At 71.2% G+C, this 26,191-nt stretch carries 27 protein-coding genes; 8 read left to right on the forward strand and 19 right to left on the reverse strand.

The window, feature by feature from the left end; genetic code table 11:
* Positions 1-2: 2 nt before the first annotated feature.
* The 5 genes from AC3EO4_RS10820 to AC3EO4_RS10840 are packed head-to-tail and all read right to left on the reverse strand — an operon-like array spanning position 3 to position 6,517.
* The gene (locus tag AC3EO4_RS10820; RefSeq protein ID WP_379568682.1) at positions 3-836 is read right to left on the reverse strand and encodes a sugar ABC transporter permease; all 834 of its coding nucleotides are present in this window, start codon (positions 834-836) and stop codon (positions 3-5) included.
* On the reverse strand, positions 833-2,233 hold the full coding sequence (locus AC3EO4_RS10825; RefSeq protein WP_431895161.1) for an ABC transporter permease subunit: 1,401 nt from the start codon (positions 2,231-2,233) through the stop codon (positions 833-835). The genes AC3EO4_RS10820 and AC3EO4_RS10825 overlap by 4 nt, the downstream gene beginning before the upstream one ends.
* The gene (locus tag AC3EO4_RS10830) at positions 2,230-3,417 is read right to left on the reverse strand and encodes a sugar ABC transporter substrate-binding protein (RefSeq protein WP_379568678.1); all 1,188 of its coding nucleotides are present in this window, start codon (positions 3,415-3,417) and stop codon (positions 2,230-2,232) included. Before AC3EO4_RS10830 ends, AC3EO4_RS10825 begins: the two co-directional genes overlap by 4 nt.
* Before the next feature lie 11 nt (positions 3,418-3,428).
* Positions 3,429-4,751, reverse strand: a complete 1,323-nt coding sequence (locus tag AC3EO4_RS10835) for an alpha/beta hydrolase (protein WP_431895163.1) — start codon at positions 4,749-4,751, stop codon at positions 3,429-3,431.
* Positions 4,748-6,517: a glycoside hydrolase family 13 protein gene (locus AC3EO4_RS10840; protein ID WP_431895165.1), complete on the reverse strand. Its 1,770-nt coding sequence runs from the start codon at positions 6,515-6,517 to the stop codon at positions 4,748-4,750. Before AC3EO4_RS10840 ends, AC3EO4_RS10835 begins: the two co-directional genes overlap by 4 nt.
* Positions 6,518-6,631: 114 nt before the next feature.
* Here AC3EO4_RS10840 and AC3EO4_RS10845 point away from each other — a divergent pair, with 114 nt between their 5' ends.
* The gene (locus tag AC3EO4_RS10845) at positions 6,632-7,633 is read left to right on the forward strand and encodes a LacI family DNA-binding transcriptional regulator (protein WP_379568672.1); all 1,002 of its coding nucleotides are present in this window, start codon (positions 6,632-6,634) and stop codon (positions 7,631-7,633) included.
* Positions 7,634-7,850: 217 nt separating this feature from the next.
* Here the strand turns inward: AC3EO4_RS10845 and AC3EO4_RS10850 are convergent, their stop codons facing one another.
* The 3 genes from AC3EO4_RS10850 to AC3EO4_RS10860 all read right to left on the reverse strand — a co-directional run bounded on the left by AC3EO4_RS10850 (position 7,851) and on the right by AC3EO4_RS10860 (position 10,053).
* A complete protein-coding gene (locus AC3EO4_RS10850; RefSeq protein ID WP_183661557.1) occupies positions 7,851-8,195 on the reverse strand; it encodes an RNA polymerase-binding protein RbpA in 345 nt (114 codons plus the stop codon).
* Between the two features lie 519 nt (positions 8,196-8,714).
* The gene (locus tag AC3EO4_RS10855; RefSeq protein ID WP_379568670.1) at positions 8,715-9,332 is read right to left on the reverse strand and encodes a hypothetical protein; all 618 of its coding nucleotides are present in this window, start codon (positions 9,330-9,332) and stop codon (positions 8,715-8,717) included.
* A gap of 226 nt (positions 9,333-9,558) precedes the next feature.
* A complete protein-coding gene (locus tag AC3EO4_RS10860) occupies positions 9,559-10,053 on the reverse strand; it encodes a nuclear transport factor 2 family protein (protein WP_379568668.1) in 495 nt (164 codons plus the stop codon).
* Between the two features lie 75 nt (positions 10,054-10,128).
* Between AC3EO4_RS10860 and AC3EO4_RS10865 the strand changes: the two genes are divergently transcribed.
* Complete coding sequence (locus AC3EO4_RS10865) at positions 10,129-10,632, forward strand: winged helix-turn-helix transcriptional regulator (protein ID WP_379568666.1); 504 nt, start codon at positions 10,129-10,131, stop codon at positions 10,630-10,632.
* Here the strand turns inward: AC3EO4_RS10865 and AC3EO4_RS10870 are convergent.
* From AC3EO4_RS10870 to AC3EO4_RS10900, 7 genes are read right to left on the reverse strand one after another with little or no spacing between them, the layout of a single operon-like run.
* A complete protein-coding gene (locus AC3EO4_RS10870) occupies positions 10,629-11,993 on the reverse strand; it encodes an MFS transporter (protein ID WP_431895169.1) in 1,365 nt (454 codons plus the stop codon). The two genes, AC3EO4_RS10865 and AC3EO4_RS10870, sit on opposite strands and share 4 nt — an antisense overlap.
* A 10-nt stretch (positions 11,994-12,003) precedes the next feature.
* The gene (locus AC3EO4_RS10875) at positions 12,004-12,804 is read right to left on the reverse strand and encodes a glycerophosphodiester phosphodiesterase family protein (protein WP_431895171.1); all 801 of its coding nucleotides are present in this window, start codon (positions 12,802-12,804) and stop codon (positions 12,004-12,006) included.
* 46 nt (positions 12,805-12,850) lie between these two features.
* A complete protein-coding gene (locus tag AC3EO4_RS10880) occupies positions 12,851-13,390 on the reverse strand; it encodes a TrmH family RNA methyltransferase (RefSeq protein ID WP_379568660.1) in 540 nt (179 codons plus the stop codon).
* Complete coding sequence (locus tag AC3EO4_RS10885) at positions 13,387-13,977, reverse strand: class I SAM-dependent methyltransferase (RefSeq protein ID WP_379568658.1); 591 nt, start codon at positions 13,975-13,977, stop codon at positions 13,387-13,389. Before AC3EO4_RS10885 ends, AC3EO4_RS10880 begins: the two co-directional genes overlap by 4 nt.
* A gap of 20 nt (positions 13,978-13,997) precedes the next feature.
* The gene (locus AC3EO4_RS10890) at positions 13,998-14,945 is read right to left on the reverse strand and encodes a VWA domain-containing protein (RefSeq protein WP_431895174.1); all 948 of its coding nucleotides are present in this window, start codon (positions 14,943-14,945) and stop codon (positions 13,998-14,000) included.
* A gap of 40 nt (positions 14,946-14,985) precedes the next feature.
* The gene (locus AC3EO4_RS10895; RefSeq protein WP_431895175.1) at positions 14,986-15,924 is read right to left on the reverse strand and encodes a DUF58 domain-containing protein; all 939 of its coding nucleotides are present in this window, start codon (positions 15,922-15,924) and stop codon (positions 14,986-14,988) included.
* 25 nt (positions 15,925-15,949) lie between these two features.
* Positions 15,950-16,951: an AAA family ATPase gene (locus AC3EO4_RS10900; protein WP_379568652.1), complete on the reverse strand. Its 1,002-nt coding sequence runs from the start codon at positions 16,949-16,951 to the stop codon at positions 15,950-15,952.
* 74 nt (positions 16,952-17,025) lie between these two features.
* Here AC3EO4_RS10900 and AC3EO4_RS10905 point away from each other — a divergent pair, with 74 nt between their 5' ends.
* Positions 17,026-17,766 (forward strand): hypothetical protein, encoded by a 741-nt coding sequence (locus AC3EO4_RS10905; RefSeq protein WP_379568650.1) that lies wholly within the window; start codon positions 17,026-17,028, stop codon positions 17,764-17,766.
* 102 nt (positions 17,767-17,868) lie between these two features.
* Here AC3EO4_RS10905 and AC3EO4_RS10910 read toward each other — a convergent pair whose 3' ends face one another.
* From AC3EO4_RS10910 to AC3EO4_RS10920, 3 genes are all read right to left on the reverse strand, one after another.
* Complete coding sequence (locus AC3EO4_RS10910) at positions 17,869-18,630, reverse strand: TSUP family transporter (RefSeq protein WP_379568648.1); 762 nt, start codon at positions 18,628-18,630, stop codon at positions 17,869-17,871.
* Positions 18,631-19,359: 729 nt separating this feature from the next.
* The gene (locus tag AC3EO4_RS10915; protein ID WP_379568646.1) at positions 19,360-19,977 is read right to left on the reverse strand and encodes an ATP-dependent Clp protease proteolytic subunit; all 618 of its coding nucleotides are present in this window, start codon (positions 19,975-19,977) and stop codon (positions 19,360-19,362) included.
* Complete coding sequence (locus tag AC3EO4_RS10920; protein ID WP_431895178.1) at positions 19,974-20,552, reverse strand: ClpP family protease; 579 nt, start codon at positions 20,550-20,552, stop codon at positions 19,974-19,976. Before AC3EO4_RS10920 ends, AC3EO4_RS10915 begins: the two co-directional genes overlap by 4 nt.
* 138 nt (positions 20,553-20,690) lie before the next feature.
* Between AC3EO4_RS10920 and AC3EO4_RS10925 the strand changes: the two genes are divergently transcribed.
* Both AC3EO4_RS10925 and AC3EO4_RS10930 read left to right on the forward strand, forming a co-directional pair.
* On the forward strand, positions 20,691-21,872 hold the full coding sequence (locus AC3EO4_RS10925; protein WP_379568642.1) for a sensor histidine kinase: 1,182 nt from the start codon (positions 20,691-20,693) through the stop codon (positions 21,870-21,872).
* The gene (locus tag AC3EO4_RS10930; RefSeq protein ID WP_431895558.1) at positions 21,872-22,510 is read left to right on the forward strand and encodes a response regulator transcription factor; all 639 of its coding nucleotides are present in this window, start codon (positions 21,872-21,874) and stop codon (positions 22,508-22,510) included. The genes AC3EO4_RS10925 and AC3EO4_RS10930 overlap by 1 nt, the downstream gene beginning before the upstream one ends.
* On the opposite strand, the gene AC3EO4_RS10935 is transcribed toward AC3EO4_RS10930, so the two are convergent.
* Positions 22,487-23,341, reverse strand: a complete 855-nt coding sequence (locus tag AC3EO4_RS10935; protein WP_379568640.1) for a DUF2268 domain-containing putative Zn-dependent protease — start codon at positions 23,339-23,341, stop codon at positions 22,487-22,489. The two genes, AC3EO4_RS10930 and AC3EO4_RS10935, sit on opposite strands and share 24 nt — an antisense overlap.
* Before the next feature lie 79 nt (positions 23,342-23,420).
* Here AC3EO4_RS10935 and AC3EO4_RS10940 point away from each other — a divergent pair, with 79 nt between their 5' ends.
* The 3 genes from AC3EO4_RS10940 to AC3EO4_RS10950 all read left to right on the forward strand — a co-directional run bounded on the left by AC3EO4_RS10940 (position 23,421) and on the right by AC3EO4_RS10950 (position 26,185).
* Positions 23,421-24,377, forward strand: a complete 957-nt coding sequence (locus AC3EO4_RS10940; RefSeq protein WP_379568638.1) for a helix-turn-helix transcriptional regulator — start codon at positions 23,421-23,423, stop codon at positions 24,375-24,377.
* 78 nt (positions 24,378-24,455) lie between these two features.
* A complete protein-coding gene (locus AC3EO4_RS10945) occupies positions 24,456-25,538 on the forward strand; it encodes a sensor histidine kinase (protein WP_379568636.1) in 1,083 nt (360 codons plus the stop codon).
* A complete protein-coding gene (locus AC3EO4_RS10950; protein WP_379569175.1) occupies positions 25,535-26,185 on the forward strand; it encodes a response regulator in 651 nt (216 codons plus the stop codon). The genes AC3EO4_RS10945 and AC3EO4_RS10950 overlap by 4 nt, the downstream gene beginning before the upstream one ends.
* Positions 26,186-26,191 lie beyond the last annotated feature (6 nt).

Consider the following 26,191-nt stretch of genomic DNA (forward strand, 5'->3'; position numbering starts at 1 on the left):
GGTCAGGTCTTGACCGCTCCGGCGGTGAGACCACCGGTGATGAAGCGCTGCAGGAACTGGAAGAGGACCAGCACCGGCAGCGCGCCGATGAGCGCACCGGCCGCGAACACGCCCCAGCTCTGGCCGAGCTGGTAGGAGACGAGCTGGTAGAGGCCGACGGCGAGCGTCTGCTGGTCGGGGTCGGTCAGGACCAGACCGGCGATGACGAAGTCGTTCATGGTGGCCACGAACGAGAACAACGCCACGACGACCAGGATGGGCCGCACCAGAGGGAGCAGGACCAGGAAGAAGACCTGCGCGTGCGAGGCGCCGTCGATCTGGGCGGAGTCGTCCAGGTCCCTGGGCACCGAGTCGAAGAAGCCCTTCATGAGGTAGGTGTTCACGCCGAGCGCGCCACCGAGATAGACCATGACCAGGCCGAGCCTGCTCCCCAGCCCGAGCGGCGGGAACACCTCCTTGACGGCCGACAGCAACAGGAAGATCGCCACATAGGCCAGGACCTGGGGGAACAACTGGATGAACACCAGCCCGGCGAGCCCTGCCCGGCGCCCCCTGAACCGGAAGCGGGAGAAGGCGTAGGCCGCGCACGCGCCGAGGAACACCGACCCCGCCGCGGTGACCAGCCCGATCACCATCGAGTTGGCGAACCAGAGGGGGAAGGGATGCAGCCCGTCGGTGAACAGCGTCGCGTAGTGATCCCACGTCACGGCCGCGAACAGGTCGTTCGACCCGGTCAGCGTGCCGCTGGGATCGAGCGACGCGGCCAGCACGAACACCATGGGGAACAGCGCGACCACCGCGGCCGGCACGCCGACCAGGTGCCTCCATGCCTTCATGCCGCCTCCAGCCGCCGCGCCCTGCGGAACCCGGCCAGCGACACCGCCGCGATCACCGTGAAGATCACGATGGACACCGCGCAGGCCAGGCCGTAGTTCCTGGAGGCGCCGCCGAAGGCCAGCTTGTAGACCAGCGAGATCAGCAGGTCGGTCGAGCCCACGTCGACCGGCGCGCTCATGTCCCTCGGTCCGCCCCCGGTGAGCATGTAGATCACGTTGAAGTTGTTGAAGTTGAAGGCGAACGTCGCCACCAGCACAGGGGCGGTCGAGGCCAGCAGCAGCGGAAGCTTGATCGCCCGCAGCACCCGCCACGGCCCGGCCCCGTCCATCTGCGCGGCCTCCGACAGCGTGGGCGGGATGGCCTGCAGAGCGCCGGTGCAAACGAGGAACATGTAGGGGAACGCGATCCACACGTTCACCAGCAGCACGCTCAGCCTGGCCAGCCACGGATCCGACAGCCACGGGACGTGCGCCCCGCCGAGCAGCACGACGTTGACGAACCCGTGGTCGGTGTTGAGCAGCCCCTGCCAGAGCAGCGCCGCCATGAACGCGGGGAAGGCGTACGGGAAGATCAGTAGCGAACGGTAGATCCGGTGACCGTCGAGGATCAGGGCGAGCGCGAGGCCGAGGCCGAAGCTGAGTGCCACCGACAGGGTCGCGAACACGAACGTCCAGACGAGAACCTCGAGGAACGGTGCCCTGATCCCGGCATCGGTGAACACGCGGGTGAAGTTCTCGGGACCGACGAAGACCTTCCAGCCGGGGCTCAGCGAGCGCCCGTCCGCGGCGGTGAAGGCGCCGTGCCCCCCGTCGCGGTACACGGTGCTCCCGTCGGTGATGCTGTCGCTCTTGGCGTCGTAGGCGAGCGTGGCCCGGTAGAGCGCCGCGGTCACACCGTCGGCGGTCTTCAGCGTTCCGCCGTCCTCCGGCACGCGCAGCGCCGTGATCTCCGCCTGCCTGGCGACGATCTCGCCGTACGCCAGAGGCCGCCATCCCGCCGCCGGCCGGCCCTCCACCAGGAGCCCGAGCCGCCCGTCCCGTTCCATGATCCTGATCGGGTACGGCCCGGCCCCCTCCACCTTCACCTCGCTGCCGGCCAGGATCGCCGCGATCGCGTCCGCCTTGGTCCCGTTGTGGCCGTCGCCGTAGTTCGTGAACGCCGCATAGCCCGTGTAGAGGACCACGTACACCTGGTAGACCAGCAGCAGCAGGACCCCTGGCGCCAGGTACTTGGCCGGCACGGCCCGCTTGCTCAGGTAGATCCCGTTGATCGCCACCGTCCCCGCCAGCAGGCCGGCGAACATCCACCACGAGCGCTGCCCGCCGAGCGCCACCAGCCCGTACAGGGCCAGCGCGTCCACCACGGCGAGCGGCGCCAGCCTCAGCGCGCGCCTCACGACGAGCCGATCTTGGCACGGATCTTGTCCGCGGCCTTCCTGGTCAGGTCCGCAGGGTCGCCCTGCCCCGCGATGATCGCCAGCTGGGACAGCCCCCAGTCGGCCCAGACCGCGTCCATCTGCGGGACGTTGGGCGTGGGCAGGCCTTCGGCCGCGGCCTTGGCGAACCCTGTCATGACCAGGTCACCCGCGAGCTCCTCGCGTACAGAGGTCATCGCGGGAGGGCGCCCTCCCGCCGAGTGCAGCGCCCTCTGCGCCTCCGGGGTGGCCAGGTAGTTGACCAGCAGGTCGTTGGCCAGGATCGGGTTGGCGCTCTTGGCGCTGACGTAGAACCCCTGCACGCCCACGAACGGCCTGGCCTGACCGTCTCCCGCGGGCGGCACCGGGTCCACGGAGAACGGCACGCCCGCCTTGGTCACGGCGGGCACGTCCCACGGCCCGGTGACCAGGAAGGGCGTCTCGCCCTTGAGGAAGGCGCTGGTCGCGATGTCCCCGGTCAGCGACGTCGACACCGCCTTCCGCCGGGCAAGTCCGCGCAGGTACGCGGCGAACCGGAGCCCGCCCGCGTTGTCGATCTCCAGGTCGCCGCCGTCGCCGAACACCCGCGAGCCGAAGGAGGTCTGCAGCGCGTACAGGTGGAACGGCGAGCCCGCCTTCGGATCGACGGGCAGGCCGACGGGGAAGACCGCCCTGCCCGACGCCACCAGCGCCTCTCCCTTGGCGACCAGTTCGTCGAACGTCCGGGGGGCCACGGGCACGAGCTTGTTGTTGCGCAGGACCGCCACGCTCTCGACCGCGTACGGCAGGCCGTACGTCTGCCCCCGGTAGGTCATGCCGTCCAGCGCCACCTTCGAGAAGAGCGCGGACCTGGCCGACAGGTCGAGAGGCGCGACGACGCCGTTCTGGACGAGCTTGCCCAGCCAGTCGTGCGGGCCGACGATCACGTCCGGTCCCTGGCCCGAGGGCGCCTGGGAGACGAAGTCGTCGCGCAGGCCGCCCATCGCCTTCTGCACGATCTTGACCTTGACGCCGCGCTCCTGCTCGAAGCGGGCGGCGATCCGCGCCAGCGGGGCCGCCCTGTCGTCGTCGGCCCACACGGTCAGCGTCGGCGTGGCAGGCGGCTCCTGCTCGGCCGCGCATCCGGCCAGCGCCAGGAGCGCGGCAAGGATCGGAAGGGTACGCATCGGGATTCTCCTCAGGATCCGGCGTGCGGGTCGGCCTGGGCGGGATCGCTCCAGGCCGCGACGCGCACCCACACGCGCCGGTCCCCGTCGTGCCGTAGGGGGGTGCGGATGGGCAGGCCGTCGGCGTCCAGCCCGTCGCGGCGCCAGCCGCGGCCGATGGTGCCGTTCAGGCCGACGCCGCGCGGCAGCCGCCACGCGCCGTGGTGGACGCCGGGCGCGACCTCGGTGGTGACCAGGCCGGAGAAGTAGACCGGCGAATCGGCCGGGGTGTCCTCAGGGACGACGACGGTGACGTCGAGCAGCGCGTCGGCCGGGCCGTCCACGACCGTGACCCGCCCGGCCGCCTCCAGCCGTCCGGCTCTGGCGACGACCTCGGCGGTCCCCGCCTCCACCCCGGTCAACAGGCCGTGACCCGCGCCGGGCTCCAGCATCTGGGGCGGTCGCCACGTCACATCGGCGCTCAGCACCGAGTAGACGCAGCCGTCTGACCGCTCGCCGACGGGCGCGACGTCCACGGCCTGGCCGACGGCGCCATGACCGTCCGAGCCCGACAGGGCGAACGGCGGGCCCTCCACGCCGAACAGGTGGAGCAGCGCGCTGCCCGCACGCCCTGCCCAGGCGTCCTCATGGTGCGGCGCGGACGGCTCGTGACGGTAGCGCAGGTCCTCGTCGGGCCCGTACCCCACGCCGATGAGGTGGCCGACCAGCTCGCGCACCGGCTTGACCATGATCAGGCCTTCCATGCCGCCGATGTCGATCCAGATCCGGTTCGGCCCGCGCCCGGGGAAGCGGCGGAAGACCGGCGTCTCCTCGAGGGTCTCCGGGTCCACGAAGACGAGGAACGGCGACAGCACGGCCGCGAGACCGAACACGTCAGGACGGCGGAAGGCCAGGTGGTAGCTGACCAGGCCGCCCATGGAGGAGCCCATCACGGCGGTCGCGCCGGGATCGCCGGTGATCGCGTAGCGCTCGCGCACCAGCGGGAGCAGCTCCTCGACGAGGAAGCGCTCGTACAGCTCGCCGCGGCAGCTGCCGTTCGGGTCGCGCGGGTACGGCACCTCGTGCGAGTACTCGTTGCCGCGCTGGTCACCGGCGTTGGCGACGCCCACGGCCACCAGCGGCGGCAACAGCCCCCTGCCGATGAGGTCGTCGAGCGTCTCGTCCACCCGCCAGCTCGGCTCGAGACCCGCGCCTGCGAACACGTGCTGCCCGTCGTGCAGGACCACCAGCGGGTACGGCCCCGCCGCCGCGTCGTAGCCGGGCGGCAGGTAGACGAACACGTCCCTCGCGTTGCCGAGCGCCTCGGAGCGCACACCGGCCAGAACCTCGATCATCGGGCGACCTCCCAGACATGGAAGGCGGGCCCGTCGCCCGGCATCGGCTCTCCAGGTCGCAGGTCGGGACCTCCGGTGAGGCTGGACAGCGCGCAGGGTGCCGGCCCCGGCGCGTGGCTTGCCCTGCTGACCTGGATCAGCAGGCTCTCGCCCGGCACGGCACGCTCGAAGAGCAGCACGTCGTCCTCGGCGCGCAGCCAGCGCAGGCCGCCCCTGCGCAGCGCCTGCCTGCTCCGGCGCAGTGCCACGAGCTCGCCGTAGGTCCGGTACGTCTGCCGGTCCCACGTCCCCTCGTCCCAAGGGAAGGGGCGGCGGCCGTCCTCCAGATGCACCCCCTCCACGCCGACCTCGTCCCCTGCGAAGATCATGGGCAGTCCCGGCAGCGTGAACAGGAGCGCGGCGCCGAGATGCTGGCGGTCGCGGCCCGCGATCGACCGGAACCTGGCCGTGTCGTGCGAGTCGAGCAGCGTGAGGTTGTGGGTGTAGGAACGCCACGGGAGCCGGCCGGCATGCTCGCGCATCACGTCGGCGACGTCCCGCCCGCCGTACAGCGGGATGGGGCCCGGCGTGCCCCAGAACTCGGTGGCACGTTCCAGCGCCAGCCACGACCAGACCGGCCGGGCGAAGCCCGCGTAGGACATGGTGCCGTGCCAGCCGTCGCCGCGCAGCGCCGCCGACGCGTCGAACTGGTGCTCGGCCAGCAGCAGCCTTCCCTCTCCCAGCGCCGCCCTGGCGTCCGCGGCGACCAGGTCGTTGAGTTCGACGCCACCGTGACGGCCCGCCGACTGGGCGACGTCCACACGCCAGCCGTCGAGCCCGAACTCGTCCGGATAGCGGGCCATCACCCTGCCCAGGCGTCTTCGCAGTTCCGCCGACCTGTGGTCGAACTTGGGCAGCGTCCTCACACCCGCGAACGTGGCGTAGTCGTCGCCGTCCACGTAGTAGAACTCGCGCTCGGGGCTGCGGGGGTCGCCCATGGCGCTGGTGAACCAGTCGTGACCGTCGCCCGAATGGTTGAGCGTGATGTCGCCGATCACCCGGATGCCGCGGGCATGCGCCCTGGCGGTGAGCTCCCTGAGCGCCTCGTCGCCGCCGAGCAGCGGGTCCACCCGGTCGAACGTGGTGGCGTCGTAGCGGTGGTTGGAACGGGCGGGGAAGAAGGGCGTCAGGTAGATCAGGTTGGCGCCGAGCCCGGCGATGTGGTCCAGGCGGTCGGCCACACCCCACAGGTCGCCGCCGTAGATCTGCTGGAGCGCTTCGGGCCTGCCGTACGGGATGGGCTCGTCCCAGGACGCGGGCCTGGCCCAGCCGGGCAGGGGGCCGCGTGGCCGGTCGGAGCGGGCGAAACGGTCGGGGAAGATCTGGTAGATCACCGCGTCCGCAGCCCAGGCGGGCGGCGGCGGATAGGCGGTGAGCGTGAAGTCGGCGGCGTCGGTGACCTCGGTACGGCGCAGCCCCGACGCGTTGAGCCAGAGCGGCCCGCGCTCCGTGTGCAACAGGAAGCGGTAGCCGCACTCAGGGTTGACGATCTCGACAGGCGCCCTCCACCACGTCTCGTCCTGCGTGGCCCTGTCGATCCTCGCCTCGGTGAACCTGGGCTCGCCGTCGGGGGAGGTGCGCACGTACAGGCGCTTGACGCCAAGCGCGCCGGCGGTGCGCACGAACACCTCGACACGCTCGCCCAGCCCCGGCGACGGATCGGACACGTAGAGCGGCGAACCGTCGTGGTGCGCGCTCGTGTTGCAAAGTGTTTCGGACTGCCACATGCTGTCAGTGCTCCGCAATTCGCTGCTTACCTGCTTATCTGGCCGGGAGCCTAGGTCGCTCCCGAAGAGGGTCGCAACACTCGGCAACATGTTTCAATGGTTTCTGGAGGGCGGATGTCAAGGCTGTCGGTCCGGACGATCGCCAAGCGCGTGGGGGTCAGCGCGGCGACGGTCAGCCGCGTGCTCAACGACCGGCCTGGCGTGGCGGAGGAGACCCGCGACCGCGTGCTTCGCGCCATGCGCGAGCAGGGCATGGTCGCGCCCGCGCCCGCGTCCGAGCCGTTCGTCGGTATCATCGTCCCGGAGCTGGACAACCCCGTCTTCCCGCTCCTCGCCGGCGCGATCGAGACGAGGCTCGGCGCCGTCGGCGTGACCGCGATGATCGGCAGCTCCACCAAGAAGGGGCCGACCGAGCTCGACTACATCGCCTCTCTCGTACGGCAGCGCATCCAGGGCCTGGTCCTGATCTCGGGACGGCACGCCAACCCCTCGGCCGACCACGGCTTCTACTGGCAGCTCCACCAGCAGCACCTGCCGATGGTGCTCGTCGGCGGGCACGTCCCCGACCTGCCGGTCTCCACCGTGACCACCGACGAGGCCGCGGGCGCGGCGATGGCGGTGGCGCACCTACGGTCCCTCGGACACACCCGCATCGGCCTGGCCGGCGGCCAGGGGTACCTGCGGCCCTCGCAGAACCGGCTGAACGGCTACCGCAGGGAGATGCGCAAATGGTTCGGCTCGGTCGACGACGCGCTCTACGCGGAGACCGACTACTCGCTGACGGGCGGGCACGCCGCCGCCCAACGGCTGCTGGCGGCCGGCGCGACCGCCATCGTCGCCGGCAGCGACCTCATGGCGCTCGGCGCCCTCGCCGCGGCACGCCAGGCGGGCCTGTCCGTGCCGGGCGACGTGTCCGTGATCGGGTACGACGACTCCTATCTCGCCTCGCACAGCAACCCGCCCCTGACCACCGTCCACCAGCCCATCGAGCAGATGGCGGGGGCCGCGGCCAACGCGCTGTGGGAGCGCCTGCAGGGCTATCACACGCCCCACGTCGACCACGTCTTCCCACCGACGCTGATCGCCCGCGGTTCAACCGGCCGCCCGTCCGGGTGAACGGCGGCCCTTCCCTGCGTCCTTTCCCGTCCTGCCCTTCGCGACGTCCCTTCGCGGCCTGCCCCGGTCCGCCCACGGAGTCGGCACAGCGCGGCTGGGGACCGGCCGTTACCGGCCACGCTGACCGGCGAGCCTGCGTGGGGGTGCCGGCCTCAGGGCAGCAAAAACGCCCCGGACCGGGAAGGTCCGGGGCGTTCCAGCGTCACCGTGTCGGAGGTCAGGCGCTCTTGCGTCGCTGTGCGCGAAGGATCGCCAGCCTCTCGTTGAGAACCTCCTCCAGGTCCTCGATGGACCGCCGCTCCAGCAGCATGTCCCAGTGCGTCCTCGGGGGCTTCGCCTTCTTGGCCTCCGGCAGCTCGCCGTCCACGCGAACCGCGGTGGCGCCGCACATGCGGCACTCCCAGGTCGCGGGGATCTCTGCCTCAGCTGCAAGCGGAACCTCGAAGCGATGCCCCTTCGAACAGGTGTAGGACACCTCCTGGCGCGGGGCCAGATCCGTGTTACGGTCGTTCTCGTAGCTGGTTGCCCCGAGCCTGGTGCCACGAAGTGCGCGCTCGCCCATGTTTTAATGCCTCCTACAGGGCCCCCATCGTGGGGGGTCTGTCTCCCACGGTGTCTAACGCTTGATACCGTGAGTGGATTCCCACCCAAGGGGTGATCCAATCTCGCTTTTTGCGACGAGAGGTGAGCGCGCCGGGCTCTGAGGGCCTAGCGAGATCGTCGGCGGACACGCCGATCACATCCTCTACCCCCCGGATCAGCACCCTGGCCTCGGCCGCCGCACCTCCCACCGGCGCCCGCGCCATCTCCTCCGCTCCACGAACGATTTCCGCCTCGCCACCACGTCCCGTGGATCGTTCCGCCGGGAACACTGCCTCACCCCGCCCCTTCCCACGGCCCCCGCGTCTCCACGCCCCCGCGCCCCCGCGTTCCCGCGCCTCCTCGCTCACGCCTCTCGAGCGTCTGCGCCGCTGAGGTCCCGCCGTGTCGGCCTCCGCCGGGCGGCACGGCGACGGCCCACGGACCGAGGCCGGGACGCCTGTGAGCGGCGTACCGGCCTCGGTCCGTGGGTTGAGGGTTCTCAGGCGGGCACACCCGCATCGGCCCTCGTGCGTCCCCTGGCCAGCGCGATCGCCAGCCACACCCCGCCGACCGCGATCAGCGCGCCATGGGCGATGCGGATGGCGTAGATCGGCGCGAAGAACTGCGGGATGAAGAGCGCGAACCCCACCGCCAGCGGCACGGCGCTCCACGCCGGCAGGGTCCCCGAGCGCCACACGGACACCGCGGTCATGATCGTGCCGATGCCCAACAGGGCCAGCCCGATCGCGAACATCGTCACCGCCGGCGCGCCGTAGCGGAACTCCACGGCGAGTTCCATCAGCGCCGGGGTGTTGTCACGCAGGGCCCGCTTGGCGATCACGTTGAGGCCGAAGTCCTCGGCGCCGTAGTAGGGAAGCGTCAGCCCAGCGCCGATCCAGGTCACCACCGCCGCCCGCAGCGAGAGCCGATCCTTCAGGATCTGGTGCAGTCCGAGCGCGGCCAGGCCGAGGAGGATGAACCCGATCATCGCCGCGAGGTGGCCGACCACCCAGGCGGTCGTGGACATCGCGGCGGCGTCGTCCCCTGAGGGACGCACGGCCGGATAGACGAGGAAGAGCGCGCCGGTGAGCGCGTAGGCCGCCTGGGTGAGCTTCACGAGAACTCCAGATGGGGGAAGGTGCCCTGTTGTGAGAGCAATGCTCTCGTTAAGGAGCAGCGATGTCAAGAGCGGTGCTCTCTGTAGTGAGAACTGCTCTGCGCCTGAGCGTGTGCGCTCTCAGGATCGCCGCTCGGGGCGGCCGTGAAGTAGTGCCGGGATCACCTCATGGACATGCGTTCCGCATAGGGCGGCCATGGCGGGGTTCGAGGCGCGAGAAGGTTCTTCAGCGGCGCGGCGACGCTCCGGTGACGAGTGGGACCAGGGTCCTGTCGCCGCTCTCCGTCATGAACACCAGCGGTCCCGCCGCCAGGCCGACCAGTGCGGCCACCGCCTTCCTTCCCTGCGCGCGCGCCAGCCCGGTTCCGAGCGCGGCCATGAGCCTGGTGAGGGCCGGCAGCGGGCGGACGAACATCGTGATCTCGGAGATCAGGCCGCTCTCGTCGAGTTTGAGCAGGACCGACTCCTCCATGGTGTGGCCGCCGAGCGTGGTGGTGGCGGCGAGCATGCGGGTCCTGTCGTCGCCGACGTCGGTGTGGTAGCGGAGCTCGCCGATGGTGGCGAAGACGACGCCGAACAGGGCCCTCAGCTCGTCGTGGCCCCGGAATCCGGCCCGGGCGCTGAGCGGGGAGTGGAAGACCACGTCGGGCGCGAGCGTGGACATGAGCGCGTCGAGGTCCTTCTTCTCGCCGGCCTCGCGGTAGCGGAGTGCGTTGTTCATCCTGGGCTCCCTGAAGGGTTAGTCCTGAAAGTGAACTGATACGAGTTCACTTTAGCAACTGACTATGCTGGGGTCATGAACAGGTTCGGGGACATGCATTGCTCAATCGCTCAGGCGGTCGGCGTGATCGGCGAGCCGTGGACGCCGCTGATCCTTCGCGACCTTTTCCTGGGCGTGCGCAGGTTCGACGAGCTCGCCGAGGATCTGGGCATCTCCCGCAACCTGCTGACGGCCAGGCTGGAGCGGCTCGTCGCGGCGGGTGTGGTCGAGAAGCGGCTCTACCAGGAGCGGCCGGTCCGCTACGAATACCACCTGGGCGAGGCGGGCCGGGAGATCGTGCCCGCGCTGATCACGCTGATGGCATGGGGCGACAAGTGGTCGACCCCTCCCGGCGGCCCTCCGGCGCTGCTGCGGCACTCGTGCGGTGAGCTGTTCACGCCCGTGGTCACCTGCCCGCACTGCGGCGGCGAGGCGCGCGCCGACACGATCACCGTGCTGGGAGGCCCAGGCGCGGCCCAGGGCCCCGGGACGATGGTGCTGGCCGCCCCGGGGGCCGAAGGCCTCGGCATCGGAGGCTAGACCTTCTCCGGCACCTCGTTGCCCGCCTCGCGGATCGCCTTGGGCAGGTTGACGGCCGCCAGCAGCGCGCCGCCCAGGATGAAGAAGATCACCAGCGAGATGATGCCGAGCCGGTAGCTGTCGGTCAGCTGTAGCGCCAGGCCCAGCGTGAACGAGCCGAGGAAGGTCGAGCCCTTGTCGCTGATCTCGTAGAGGCTGTAGTACTCGGCCTCCTTGCCACGCGGGATCACGTGCGAGAACAGCGAGCGGGACAGCGCCTGCGTGCCGCCCATGACGATCGCGATGGCGAAGCCCAGCGCGAAGAAGGCCGTGGCCGAGCCCTTGGGCAGGAAGTAGGCCACGCACACGACCGCGGTCCACGCCACCAGCGCGGCCAGCACCACCCGCTTGGCGCCGAACAGCGAGGCCAGACGGCTGAGCAGCAGTGCCCCGCCGAACGCGACGAACTGCACCATGAGGATGGCCGCGATCTGCACGGTCTTGTCCAGTCCGAGCTCCTTGTCGGCGTATGTCGCGGAGAAGGAGATGACGGTCTGCACGCCGTCGTTGTAGAGCAGGTAGGCCACCAGGAAGGCCAGCGTGAGCGGGTAGCGCCGCAGCTCCATCGCCGTCCTGCCGAGCTGGCGGAAGCTGCCCGCGACCGCCCGTCCCGCCGTCTCGCCCCGCTCGGCCGCCGCGCGCCTGTTGCGCAGCCGCAGCAGCGGGATGATCGTGAACCCGCCCCACCACAGCCCCGCCGAGCTCAGCGCGATGCGCGCCGCGGTGCCGCCGTCCAGCCCGAACGACTCCGCCCGCAGGAACAGCACCAGGTGTACGGCCAGCAACAACCCGCCGCCGAGGTAGCCGAAGCCCCAGCCCATGCCCGACACCCTGTCGCGCTCGGCCGGTGTGGCGATCTCGGGCAGGAAGGAGTTGTAGATGACGAACGCGCACGCGAACCCGACGTTGGCGACCAGGAACAGCGCGCCGCCCAGCAGGTAGCGCCCGTCGCTGACGAACCAGAAGCAGACGGTCGCCGCCGCGCCCAGCATGGCGAAGAAGCCCATCAGCTCCTTCTTGCGCCCCGTGTGGTCGGCCAGCGCTCCCGCGATCGGCATCAGCACGATCTGCAGCACGGCCGCCACGCCGACCACGAAGGAGTAGTAGGCGCTGGGCCGTACGTCGAAGCCGAGCACGTCCACGTACGGCGCGCCCGCCGCGGCGGTCTCGGCGATGTCGGTCAGGTAGGGCCCGAGGAACACCGTCAGCACGGTGGTGGGGAACGCAGAGTTCGCCCAGTCGTACCAGTACCAGCCGCGCTGTTCTCGGCGGCGGGCGGCGGGGGAGTCGTCGGAGACGTCAGGGGGTGAGGGGACTGCCAAGGCAGGGCTCCTAGGCTGCGAGCTGGCCGGGGTGCCAGAGCCCGCGCCGGTCGAGGACGTCGCGCAGGCCGGAGATGTTGTCGGTCATGATGCCGTCGACACCCAGGTCGAGCAGGTGGTCCATGCGCAGGGTGTCGTTGATGGTCCACACGTGGACCTGCATGCCAAGAGCGTGCGCCGTACGCACGAGGGAGCGGGTGGTGACCCGCAGCCCGCGGAAGCCGACCGGCACCTGCGCGCACGGCACGCCCGAACGGGCCAGGCGGGCGAGGACACGGCCGTACCCCGAGGTGGCGGCTGCGGCGCGCAGGGCCGCGACGCCGCGCGGGCCGAGCGCCGAGCACACCTCGCGGCCCATCGCCGCGCGGGCCCTGACCAGCCGCTCGTCGGAGAAGGAGGTCAGGCAGATCCTGTGGAAGGCGTTCGTCCGCCTGACCACGGCGGCCAGCGGCTCGATCGCGCCGGCCTCCTTGACGTCGATGTTGAACCGCGCCTCGGGGAAGGAACCGAGCAGGTCCTCCAACAGGGGGATGTCGTGCACGCCGCCGATGCGGGCCTGCCTGACGAAGCTGTAGGGCAGGTCGGCGATCCTGCCCCGGCGGTCGGTCACCCTGTCGAGCGTGTGGTCGTGGAAGGCCAGCAGCACGCCGTCGGAGGTGGCGTGCGCGTCGGTCTCCAAGTAGGTGTAGCCGAGCCCGACCGCCCGTTCGAAGGCCGTGGTGGTGTTCTCGAGCCCTTCGAGTGCCCCGCCGCGATGTGCGAAGGCCAGCGGGCCGGGATGATCGAGAAACGCGAATCGACGGCTGAACACAGGCCGAGTATGCCGGTTGTGAGCCCGGCCCGTCATGTCACCCGGGTTACGACTCGGGCAATTTACTCCATTCCTGACGGCGGGCCTCGGACAGCGCGATCGCGGCGGCCACGCCGACGTTGAAGGAGCCGACCCTGCCGACCTGAGGGATGTAGGCAGCGAGGTCGGCGGCGTCGAGCAGGGCGGGGGAGCAGCCGTGGTCCTCGCTGCCGACGACCAGGCACACGTCACGGTCGAGGTTGGTCCTGTGCAAGGGGCGAGCCTCGCCGGTCAGCTCGATCGCGATGACGGTGTAGCCGTCGTCCTTCGCCTCGCGCACCGCGTCGAGCACCGGCACGGCGTCCTTCCACGCCACGAGCCTGTCGGTGCCGAGCGCGGTCTTGCCCGCCTTCGGGTTGGTGGGCGGAGTCGCGTTGCCCGCCAGCCAGATCTGGTCGACGCCGAACGCGGCCGCGCTGCGGAAGATCGAGCCGATGTTGAACGGGCCCGTCACCGACTCGACGATCATCGACAGTCGGTTCTCCGTGCTGCGACGCCATGTGCGGTTGAGCCGCTTGACGTCGGTCGGGCGCAGCTGCTTTCTCATCGGGTCACCTTCAGGATTCGGTACGCGGCGCGGGAGGTGTGGCGGGTCGCCTGCCACCCCTGGTCGGACAGCCAGCGTTGCAGGGAGTCGGAACCGAGGTGCTTCTGCACCACGAGGTAGGCCACCCCGTCGGGGGTCAGCCGGGTCAGCCAGCGGGTCAGCATCTCGTGCATGGCCTGCTTGCCGATGCGGATCGCCGGATTCGACCAGATCGCCGCGAAGCGCACGTCCTCGGGCACCTCGTCGACGTGCACGGGCCGCACCCGGGGGAGGGCGGCGGCCTCGGCGTTGCGCAGGGTCAGCTCCAGCGAGCGGCGGTTGACGTCGACGGCCCACACGTTCGCCTCGGGCGCGCGGGCGGCCATGGTCAGCGCGATGGGACCGTAGCCGCAGCCCAGATCGAGCAGATCGCCCTCCTGCGGGGGCTTCGGCACGCTCTCCAGCAGGATGCGGGTGCCGAGGTCGAGCCGGTCAGGGGAGAAGACGCCCCTGTCGGTCGCCAGCCGCAGGTGAAGGTCGGGCAGGACCAGATCGACGGACGCGGGTCTGCTCGCCGCCTTCGGCTGCTCCTCGAAGTAGTGGGCCACGTGGGAAAACGTTACCGCCCTCAAGGAATGCGATGGCCCAGCAGGATCGCCGCCGCCGCCACGAGCAGGCCGGCGACGATCGCCGCGACGATGAAGTACTGGCTGACCTCCTGGCTGACGGTCTTGAACCCGAGAGAGGTGCCGATCTGCTCGTAGACCTCGCGCAGCTCGGTGCCCGACTCGGCGGCGTAGGCGCGGCCCGAGGTGCCCTCCGACAGCGACTGCAGGGTGGCCTTGTTCACCGGTACGGTCACCGGGCGGCCGTCGATCATGACGGCGCCGTCCTGCGTGCCGTACGCGATGGTCGAGACCGGCACCCGCGCCTGCCTGGCGGCGTCGACGGCCTCGTTCACCGAGCGGCCCGAGGTGTTGTCGCCGTCGGACAGCAGGACGATCGCGGCGGGCGGCGGGTCGGTGGCCGCGCGCTGGTCGAAGGAGCGGATCGACTCCAGCGAGTTGAAGACCGCCTCGCCGATCGCGGTGCCCGGCCTGGTGGCCAGGTTCGCGATCGCGGTCACGACGGCAGGGCGGTCGGTGGTGGGGGAGATGACCACGTTGGCGGAGCGGGCGAAGGAGACCAGGCCCACGTTGAAGCGCTCGGGCAGGCCGCGCACGAACGACTGCGCGGCGGTCTTGGCGGCGGCGATGCGGCTGGGCGGCACGTCGTCGGCGTCCATCGACAGCGACACGTCCAGCGCCACGATGATCGTGGCCCTGTCGCGCGGCACGCGCACCTGGTCGGCGGGCCTGGCCGCGCCGACGACCAGCAGGCTCATCATGATGAGGAACAGCAGGGGGGCAACGTGCCGCCGCCATCCTGGAGCGCTGGGGGCGACCAGGGACAGCAGGGCCAGGTTGGTGAAGCGCACGGTGTAGCGGCGCCGCCTGAACTGCGCGGCCACGTACACCGCGACCACCAGCGCCACCAGGGCGAACAGCCACAGATAGGTCGGCGCGAGGAACGTCACGAATCCTCCCGCTCCTGGGTGCTTGCCGCGCGATCCTCGCTCACATACCCGCCCTTCGGTGTGCCAGGTGCGTCATGCGCCGCTGGCGTAGCGCGAACTGCGCGATGTCGAACACCCAGTCCCTGTCCGTGCGCAGCACCAGGTGGGCCACCCCGGCCCTGCGCAGCGCGGCCCGGGTGCCCTCCCGCTGCAGGGCCGCCGCCTCGGCGTAGGCGGCGCGCACCCGCGGCGAAAGGTGTACGTCGCTTACGTGCCCAGTCTCCGGGTCTGTGAACGCCACGGCACCGACGTCCGGAAGCTCCAGTTCGCGGGGATCCATGACCTCGACTGCGAGCACCTGGTGCCGGGCCGCCAGCCGCCGCATCGGCCGCTCCCATTCGCGCTCGGCGTCGGGGTCGAGGCTCGGACGGGCGTCGAGGAAGTCGGAGACCACCACCCGCAGGCCGTGCCGCCTGCGCATGGCCGCCAGCACGTCGATGCCCTCCGCCAGATCGGGGGCATCGGGCACGGCCCGGCCGCGCGGCGCGTCGAGCAGCGAGTGCAGCAGGCCGTACAGGGCGGGGCGGCCGGTCCTGGCGGGCATCCGGTGCAGAGCGTCGTCGTGCAGGACCAGCGCGCCGAACCGGTCGCCCATCCTGCTGGTCAGGAACCCGATCGCGCCGATCGCCGAGACCACCAGGTCACGCTTGTCGGTGTCGGCGGTGCCGAAGTCCATGCTGGGCGACAGGTCGGCCAGCGCCCACGTCTCCAGCTCCCTGTCGGAGATCAGGTCGCGCACGTGCGGGATCGTCGTGCGGGCGGTCACCGCCCAGTCCATGCGCCGCACGTCGTCCTCACCCGGCACGTACACGCGGCTGTCGCCGGCCTCGCTGCCGGGACCGGGCAGCAGGCCCGCGTGCTGTCCGTGCAGCAGGCCGTCCAGCTTCCTGGTGATCGTCAGCTCGAGCCTGCGCAGCGCCTGCTCGGCCTGGTTCGTCACGACGTCCCCTTCTCCGGCGCGCGGGTCACCTGTTCTGGTTCCAGACCACGAGGGGTGGCGGTACGGCGTGCAGGATCTGCCTGATCACGTGCTCGGGATCGATGCCGTCGGCCAGGGCGTCGAAGGTGAGCATGAGCCGGTGGCCCATCACGTCCACCGCCACGTCGCGCACGTCGTCGGGAAGCAGGTAGTCGCGCCCCCGCAGCACCGCCAGCGCGCGGCCCGCCGCCACCAGACCGAGCGTGGCGCGGGGGCTGACGCCGACCTCGATCGTGTCGGCCAGGTCCGGCATGCCGTACTCGGCGGGCACGCGGGTGGACATCACCAGGCGCACCACGTAGTCGGCGACCAGCTGGTGCACCGAGACCTGCTCGGCCTGCTGCTGCAGGGCGAGCAGCCGCTCGGGGTCGAGGATCCGCTCGGGCACGGGCGGAGCGACGCTCATCCTGTGCAGGATCTCCATCTCCTCGTGCGCGCTCGGGTGCGGCACCCTGACCCTGAACAGGAACCGGTCGCGCTGCACCTCGGGCAGCGGGTAGACGCCCTCCGACTCGATCGGGTTCTGCGTGGCCAGCACGATGAACGGCCTCGGCAGCGGATGCGTGACGCCCGCCAGCGTCACCTGCCGCTCGGCCATCACCTCCAGCAGCGCGGACTGCACCTTCGCCGGCGCGCGGTTGACCTCGTCGGCGAGCAGGAAGTTGACGAACACCGGGCCCAGTTCGACGTCGAACTGCTCGCTCGAGGGGTGGTAGACGCGGGTGCCGACGATGTCGCTCGGCACCAGGTCGGGGGTGAACTGGATGCGGGCGAACGTGCCGCCCACCACGGTGGCCAAGGTGGAGGCGGCCAGCGTCTTGGCCACGCCCGGGACGCCTTCGAGCAGGCAGTGGCCGCGGGCGAGCAGCGCCACCACCAGCCGCTCGACCATATGATCCTGTCCGACGATGACGCGCCGGACCTCCTCAAGGGTCTGACGCAGCACGGCCGCGTCGGTACCCGTCGACAGCTCTTCGGCAGTGCTCATGTGTGCTATTCCACCAAACAAGGCTTATGGGTGCACGACCCGGCGCGCCGGGTATACGTGCTTTGATGACTCGCATGGCCGTTCCGCTGCAGTACGGTGACCCGCCGCGCCTCGGAGGGTTCGCCGTACAGGCCAGGCTGTCCACCGCGCCTGCCGGCCTGGTCTACCTCGGGCAGGCGGCCGACGGCAGGGCGGTGTCGATCGCGCTGCTCACCCGAGGGGCGGCGCTCGACCCCTCGGCCCGCGAACGGTTCGTGACGGCGATCCGCTCCGCCTCAGGAGTGCGCGGGTGGGTCGCCAGGGCCAGGAACAAGAACACGGTCTCCGACGGTCCGACGGTCATCGCGGCGGACCTGGGCCAGGCGCCGTGGGTCGCGGTGCCCTACGTCCCCGGACGGCCGGGCGCCGAGCGCTTCCTGGAGCCCGTGCTGGTGGGCGGCACGCTGATCGGCGAGGTGCACGGGCCCGACTTCGTGCCGTACTGGCTGGCCGACCGCACGCCCGCGCTGCCCGCGCCGCCACGGCCGCGCGCGCCCCTCACCGAGACGCGGACCAGGGTGCTCGCCGCGGCCGCGGTGCTGGTGCTGCTCCTGTTGATGGGAGCGGTGATCGCGCTGCTGCTGTTCGGCGGGGACGACGACAGTTCGCCGATGCCGCGGCCGTTGCCGCCGACGGAGTTCGTGCCGAGCCCGCCGCCGGTGCCCGTCTCACCCGAGCCGCAGGAACCCGACTCGAGCCCCTCGCCCGGCGAGACGGGCAGGAGCACCCCTGGACAGTCGCCCGGCGACGACATGGGCGAGAGCAACCCGATCTGACCCCGCCCTCCGGACTCGCGCGGGCAGGGCGGGCTCCGGCATGACTGGACTCGTGCGTGCGGGCGTCGTGGGGCCGGTCGCCTGCGGGGGGCGCTTCGCGTGTCAGGAGAACTGCTGCCAGGCGAGCCTGGCGACCATCGCCACCACGACGCACAGCAGCACGATGCGGACGAACCCCGTGCCCCGCTTGAGCGCCATGCGGGCACCCACCTGGGCGCCGGCGACGTTGCAGGCCGCCATGCCGAGCCCCAGCGCCCACAGCAGGTGCCCCTGGTAGCCGAAGACCAGCAGCGCGCCGAGGTTCGTCCCGGTGTTGATGATCTTGGCGGTGGCCGACGCGTGGACGAAGTCGAGCCCGAGGATCGTGGTGAACGCGATGATCAGGAACGTTCCCGTGCCCGGCCCCATGATGCCGTCGTAGAACGCGATCAGCACCCCGGCCGCCACGATGGCCGCCCCCACCCTCGCGCGGGTGCGCAGGTGCGGCTGGGGGAGCGCGCCGAACGAAGGGCGCAGGGTGACGAAGGCCGCCACGCCGAGCAGGACGACCATCACCAGAGGGCGCAGGACGTCGGAGGAGATGGCCGCCGCGGCCGACGCCCCGAGCCCCGAGCTCAGTACGGCCAGCACGCCCGCGGGGACGGCCACCTCGCGATCGAGCTTGGTGGTGCGGACGTAGGTGACGGCGGCCGAGGCGGTGCCGAAGATGGCGGCCAGCTTGTTGGTGGCGATCGCCTGGACGGTAGGGACGCCGGCGACCAGGAGGGCGGGAAGCTGGAGAAGCCCGCCGCCACCGACGACGGCGTCGATCCAGCCCGCTCCCGCGGCGGCCACCAGAAGCACGATGACCTGTTCGACGGACACGCCCGCCACTCCCCCCGCTTACGCCACAAAACGCAAAGCAGGCTACATGTCCTGACATTTCCTATACCGCCCGGGTGTGCGGGCCGTGGGTCTGCGCTTCTCGGGCGGCCCGTCTCGCGTCGAGGACGTTTGCCTCAGGCCGATCCGGGCGGCAGAAGGGCGCTGCGCTCCGGTCCGCGCGGGGGATCGGCGGCCGTCGGCGATCGGTCTCTGCGATGGCGGTGAGCGCACCCCCGAAGGGATTCGCCCGATGTGGTCCGCTCGTCCTCCTCGGGGCGATGGCGGGCGTGAATCCTCGGGGTGATGGCGGGCATGAATTCCCGGGGCGATGGTGAGGGGCCGATGTCCTCGGAGGGGTTGGGGCGGGGATCCGGTCCCGGCGCGGCCCATCTTGCGCGCCGGGACCGGTGTGGGCGCCCGCTGTGACCCGCGAGCGCCCCGCCATACCCCCCGTTGGATCAGCTCCGGATCAGCTCCCGAAGGGCCCGCCATGCGGAGGGCCGACCTCGGTGGCCACGTGGAGTCCGAGAAGCCGGTCACGCCCTCTTCCCGTCCCGTGAGCCCCGGAACGTGCTGGCCCGTGAGCCCCGGAACGTGCTGGCCCGTGAGCCCGGGAAAGTTCCTGGCCCGTAAGTCCCGGAACGTCCTGGCCCGTAAGTCCCGAGAACCCCGGAACGTCCTGGGAACCAGCTGGAAAGTCCTGGACGCCACGGAAAGGCGTCCATGGGCTCAGGCGGGTGTGAGGGTGCGCTTCCTGCCGGCGAAGATGTCGTCGATCAGCCCGTAGGTGCGGGCCTGCTCGGCCGTCATGAACCGGTCCCGCTCGATGTCCTTGCGGATGTCGAGCGGCGTCCGGCCCGTGTGCCTGGCCAGGATCTCCTCCTGCTGGTCGCGCATCCGCAGGATCTCCCGCGCGTGGATCTCCAGGTCGCTCGACTGCCCCCTGCTGCCGCCCTCGGTGGCGGGCTGGTGGATCAGGATGCGCGCGTGCGGCAGCGCCGCCCGCTTGCCGGGGGTGCCCGCCGCCAGCAGGACCGCCGCCGCGGAGCTGGCCTCGCCGATGCACACCGTCTGGATCTCCGGCCTGACGTACTGCATCGTGTCGTAGATCGCGGTCATCGCGGTGAAGGAGCCGCCGGGCGAGTTGATGTAGAGCTGGATGTCCCGGTCGGGGTCGAGCGACTCGAGCGTGAGCAGCTGCGCCATCACGTCGTTGGCCGAGGTGTCGTCGATCGGCGTGCCGATGAAGATGATCCGGTCCTCGAACAGCTTGTTGTACGGATTCATCTCCTTGACGCCGTAGCTGGTCCGCTCGACGAAGGACGGCAGCACGTAACGAGCGTTCATCGCTTGATCACTCCGTTGGCGTGGGTGACGACATGGTCGACGAATCCGTACTCCTTGGCCTCCTGGGCGGTGAACCAGCGGTCCCTGTCGGAGTCCTCGCGGATGCGCTCCAGCGGCTGGCCGGTGTGCTGGGAGATCAGCTCGGCCATCAGCTTCTTGGTGTAGAGCAGGTTCTCCGCCTGGATCTGGATGTCGCTCGCGGTGCCGCCGATGCCACCGAGGGGCTGGTGCATGACGACTCTCGCGTGGGGAAGCGCGTAGCGCTTGCCGGGCGTGCCGCCGCTCAGCAGGAACTGCCCCATGGAGGCGGCGAAGCCCATCGCGACCGTCGCCACGTCGCAGGGGACGAAGTGCATCATGTCGTAAAGCGCCATCCCGGCCGAAATCGAGCCGCCGGGTGAATTGATGTAAAGAGTGACGTCGCTGACCGGGTCTTCGGCCGCCAGCAAAAGCAGCTCACCGCACAGGCGATTGCAAATGTCGTCGTCGACCTCCTGGCCGAGAACGATAATGCGCTCCTTCAGCAGGCGCTGGCTGAGCTGCTCCGGCCAGGCCGTGCGAGTGGTCTCCGTCATGCGTCCACCTTTCTCTCGCGTTACGAATAGGACGCTATCGAGAAGGCTCGAATTTCGGTGGCGACTTTCTCCGTGAGCATATTTCGCTAAAAGCACATTCTGCTGGGAGTGAATAGACGTCGACATAGAATGGGATCTGTGAGATGGAGACTCCTCGCCCGACGGTGGGCCTGCCTGATCCTCGGCGGGGCGCTGCTGATGCCGTACATGATGATCGGGGTGCTGGCCAGCGGCACGCTCGCCGGCCGCGGCAGCGTGACGCAGCTGCTCTTCCCCGTCGACGTGCTGGTCTACGTGGGCGTGCTGCCGCTGGTCGCGGTGACGGGCCTGTTCCTGCCGCTGCGGGCCTTCGAGGTGTCGGCGGCCGAGGGGCTGCTCGGCGCGAAGGTCGACCCGCTGCCCGGGGGGCGGCGCACCTGGGGGGAGCGGCGGCGCACCGCGCTGTGGTTCACGCTGCACCTCGCGGTCGGCGGGCTGATGAGCGGCATCACGCTGGCGGTCGTGCCGTTCGTCGTGTGGCTGCTCGCGGTGCCGTTCACCGGCGACACGCTCGGGATCCTCGGCCACGCCGCGCCGCTGGCGTGGATGCCCGTGGCGGGGCTGGCCTTCGCGGTGGCCCTGGTCGCCCTGGTGGCGGGCGCGGGCGCGCTGCTGGCCAGGCTGGCGCCCAGGCTCCTCGGACCCTCGCCCGGCGACCGGCTCGCCGTCGCCGAGCAGCAGGCCCGCAAGCTGGCGGAGCGCAACAGGCTCGCCCGCGAACTGCACGACTCGGTCGGCCACGCGCTGAGCGTCGTGACGCTGCAGGCCGCCGCGGCGAGCAGGGTCCTCGAGCGCGACCCCGCGACCGCGAGGACGGCGCTCGAGGCGATCGAGCAGTCGGCGAGGGCCGCGCTCGAGGACCTCGACCACGTGCTCGGCGTGCTGAGGGAGGACGTCCAGGCGCGCGCCCCTCAGGCCACGCTCGCCGACCTCGACGAGCTGATCCGCACTTCGGGCGCCGACGTCCGGCGCGAGGTCGGCGACCTGTCCGCCGTGCCCGCCGTGGTCTCGCGCGAGGCCTACAGGATCGTGCAGGAGGCGCTGACCAACGCCATCAAACACGGTCAGGGCGAGGTACGGCTGGCCGCCGCCGTACAGGACGACCAGCTGAGCATCGAGGTCACCAACGCCCCGTCGGCCGCGGCCGGAAGGGGCGGCGGGCGGGGGGTGGCGGGCATGAGGGAGCGGGTCGGGCTCCTGCGCGGCACCCTCCACGCGGGCCCGGGCGAGCAGGGCGAGTGGCAGGTGAAGGTACGGCTGCCGCTACGGTCGGGGGCGTGATGCTGAAGGTCGTGATAGCCGATGACGAGGACCTCATCCGCACCGGGCTGCGGATCATCGTCGACTCCGAGCAGGATCTCACCGTCGTCGGTGAGGCCGCCGACGGCGCCGAGGTCCTGCCCGTGGTCCGGAGGGAGCACCCCGACGTGGTGCTGATGGACGTGCGGATGCCGCGCGTCGACGGCATCCAGGCCACCAGGCAGCTGGTCGCGCTGCCCGAGCCGCCCAAGGTGCTCGTCGTGACGACGTTCGAGAACGACGACTACGTCTACGACGCGCTGCGGGCGGGCGCGAACGGGTTCCTGCTCAAGCGCACCAGGCCCGACGACCTGGTGCGGGCCATCAGGGTGGTCGCGGCCAACGACACGCTGCTGTTCCCCGCGGCCATCAGGGAGCTCGCGGCGCGTAGGAGGCCCGCGACCGAGGTGCCGGGCATCGGCAGGCTGACCGGTCGCGAGGGCGACGTGCTGCGGCTGATGACCAGGGGACTGTCCAACGGCGAGATCGCCGCCGAGCTGGTGGTCAGCCAGGAGACGGTGAAGACGCACGTCGGCAACGTGCTCACCAAGCTCGGCGCCCGCGACCGCACCCAGGCCGTGATCGCCGCCTACGAGTCAGGCTTCGTCTCCCCAGGTTGACAGGATCTCGGCGGCGGGCAGCGCCGTGCAGTCCGCCGCGCTCCTGCCGGTCGCCCTGAGATGGGCGTCGACCAGGCGCAGTCCCGCGGCGTAGCCCGCGAGGTCGGGAATGCCGCGCGGCTCCTGACCGAACCTCGCCACGGCCGTGTCGCCGAGCACGTAGGCGGGCGTGACGCCCATGCCCTGCAGGCCGAGGTCGGCGACGATCCTGCCGAACACCTCGTCGTCGAGCGGGCGAGCCGACCACGGCCCCATCGCCTCGGGGCCCGACAGCTCGCGCACGAACGCCTCCGCCAGGCCCTCGGCGATGACGTGCTCGCCGACGGTGACGGTCGCGGGGTTCCATTCGACGTTGCGGTAGCGGACGTTGTGGTGGAACTCGTGCACCGCGCAGTGTGCGATCCTGCCGATGACGTCGTCGTCGGGCCAGGCGATGAGGTAGAGCCAGTCGCCCGCGCCGCCCATGCCGTAGTAACCGCCCGTGACGTTCATGAGGTACTCGTCGTCGGGGTCGCCCATGACGAACATCACCTGGATGGTGTCGGGACCGTTGAAGTCCCGCAGGGCGCCGGCGGCCTTGGCGAGCGTGCGTTCGATCTGCCCGCGGACGTCCTGGTCGATGAGCCTCTGTACGGCGGGCAGGTACCGCGGGTCGTCGCGGTCGACGCGGAAGCCCGCGCCCCGGTGGTGGATGTCGACGATGTCGCCGGGCATGGGGATGGCCGAGCGCATCGGGGCGAGCATGGCGGACAGGAGGGCGGGGCGCTCGTCGAGCGGTCCGCGCAGGAGGTCCGCCATGGCCCGGAAGGTGTCGTGGACGATGATTTCCATGGTGGGACGCTAGGGGCTCCCGTTACGTGAGGCTCAAGACCCTGACGGGCGATGCGGGCGGGCCGGGGAGAATGGGGGCATGCGTGCCAGCCGCCTGCTCTCCCTCCTCCTGCTGCTGCAGACGCGTGGCCGCATGACCGCCACCGAGCTGGCCGAGGAGCTGGAGGTGTCGATCAGGACCGTCTACCGCGACGTCGAGGCCCTGTCGTCGGCGGGCGTTCCCGTCTACGCCGACCGCGGCCCCACCGGGGGCTACCAGCTCCTGGACGGCTACCGCACCAGGCTCAACGGCCTGACCGCCGCCGAAGCCTCCTCGCTCTTCCTCGCGGGACTCCCGGGACCCGCGGCCGAGCTGGGCCTGGCGGAGGTGGCGGCCAACGCCGAGCTGAAGCTGCTGGCCGCCCTCCCGCCCGAGCCGCGCTCACAGGCCGCGAGGATGCGCGAGCGCTTCCACCTCGACGTGCCCAGCTGGTACCGCAACGCCGACGACGTCCCCCACCTGAGCGAGGTCGCCGAGGCGGTGTGGGACCAGCGGCCGCTCCGCATGACCTACCGGCGCTGGGGGCAGCAGGTGGTGGACCGGGTGATCCATCCGTACGGGCTGGTGCTCAAGGGCGGCTCCTGGTACATGGTCGCCGCCCCGCCCGGCGGCTCCCCGCGTACCTACAGGGTCTCCCGCGTCCTCACCGTGGAGACGCTCAACGGCTCCTTCGAGCGGCCCCAGGGCTTCGACCTGGCCGGGTTCTGGCAGCTGTACGCCAAGGAGTTCCGCGAGAAGATGTACAAGGCCGAGGCCGTCATCAGGGTCGCGCCCGGCGCGGAGGGCCTGCTCGACTACACGATGAGCACCACGATCGACCTTCCTGAGCCCGATCAGGACGGCTGGCGCACCGTCACGGTGCCCATCGAGTCGATCCCCCACGCCCGCTGGCTGCTGCTGCGGATGGGCGCGAGCGTCGAGGTGCTGGCTCCGGCCGAGTTGCGGGACCTGATGCGCGACACGGTGGCCGAACTGGGCAGGATGTACGGTCCATGAGCGACCCGGGTCTCATGAAGGCGTGAATACCGCGCAGGTTGGATGCCATCGTCGTCCCAGCGATCTACGGTGGGCGACGTGAGCAGATTCGCCCTGGTCGGCTGCACGGCCGTCGCCGTGATCGTCTCCACGGTCATGGCGCTCGGCAACCAGCCGCACGCCCGCCCGCTCGACGCGCTCGGTCACGTCCTGCTGGCCGGAGGCGCGATCGGCCTGGCATGGCTGAAGGACAGGCCCGTGGTGAGCGTGGCGGTCTGCGGCGCGGCCGCGGCCGCGGTGTTCGCCCTCGGCTACGCCTACGCGCTATGGGCCGTGCCGCCGCTGATGGCGGTGTTCGCCGCGATCGCCGCGGACGACAGGCGGGCGGGCTGGGCGGGCGCGGGCCTGCTCGTCGCGGTTCCGGCCGCGGGTGTCGCGCTCGACCCCGAGCTGGGCAACCTGGCGGTGCTGCTGGTGTGGACGCTGGTCGTGGTCCTGGTCGCCCAGCTGGGCGAGGCGTCGAGGGCCAGACGCGGCTACATCGCCGAGCTGGAGCGCACCCGCGAGGAGGAGGCGCGCAGACGGGCCCGCGACGAACGGCTCAAGATCGCGAGGGAGCTGCACGACGTCACCTCCCACACCGTCTCCCTCATCGCGCTGCAGGCGGCCGTCGCCGCCGAGGCCGTCGACCGCGCGGGCGGGCCCGCCGAGGCCCGCGCCGCGCTCGGCGTCATCAGGAGCGCGAGCCGCGAGGCCATGGCCGAGATGAAGGGACTGCTCGGGGTGCTGCGCGAAGGCTCCGAGCACAGGGCTCCGATGCCGGGCCTCGACGGGCTGCGGGAGCTCGCCGCGACCGCGGGAGTGCCGGTGAGCGTCGAGGTGAGCGGCGAGCGGCGGCCGCTGTCCCCGGCGGTGGAGCTGACGGCCTACCGGGTGGTCCAGGAGGCGCTGACGAACATCGCGCGGCACGCCAGGGCGGCCGCGGCGACCGTGACGCTGCGCTTCGAGCGCGGTGGAGTGGTCGTGGAGGTCACCGACGACGGGCACGGCGTGGGCGGCGGCTCGCCCGCGGGGCACGGGCTCGTGGGCATGGCCGAGCGCGTGGCCGCCGTCGGCGGCACGCTCAGCACCGGCGACAGGCCGGAGGGCGGATTCGGCGTGGCCGCGTGGCTCCCGGCGTGATCACCGTGCTGCTGGCCGACGACCAGCCACTCGTCAGGGCGGGGCTGCGCGCCCTGCTGGACACCGAGAGCGACCTGTCGGTGCTGGGGGAGGCCGCCGACGGCCGCGAGGCCGTACGCCAGGCCGCGGCGCTCAGACCCGACGTGGTGCTGATGGACATCAGGATGCCGGAGCTTGACGGCCTCGAGGCCACCCGCAGGATCGTCGGCGCGCGCACCTCGAGGGTGGTCGTGGTCACCACCTTCGACCTCGACGAGTACGTCTACGAGGCGCTGCGGGCGGGCGCGAGCGGCTTCCTGGTGAAGGACGCCGAGCCCGGTGAGCTGCGCCAGGCCGTCAGGGTGGCGGCGAGGGGCGACGCCCTGCTGTCACCCGGCGTGACGCGGCGGCTCATCGAGCGGTTCGCGGCCACGGCGGCACCCAGGGACGAGCCCAGGCTCGGGGCGCTCACGCCGAGGGAGCGCGAGGTGCTGGGCAGGATCGCGCAGGGGCAGAACAACGGGCAGATCGCCGAGACGCTGTTCATGAGCCCCGCGACGGTGAAGACGCACGTGAACCGGATCATGGCCAAGCTGGGCCTGCACGACAGGGCGCAGCTCGTCGTTCTGGCCTATGAGAGCGGGCTGATCCGCCCCGGCGGCGTATGATCGCTC

Source organism: Nonomuraea sp. bgisy101 (assembly GCF_057708945.1).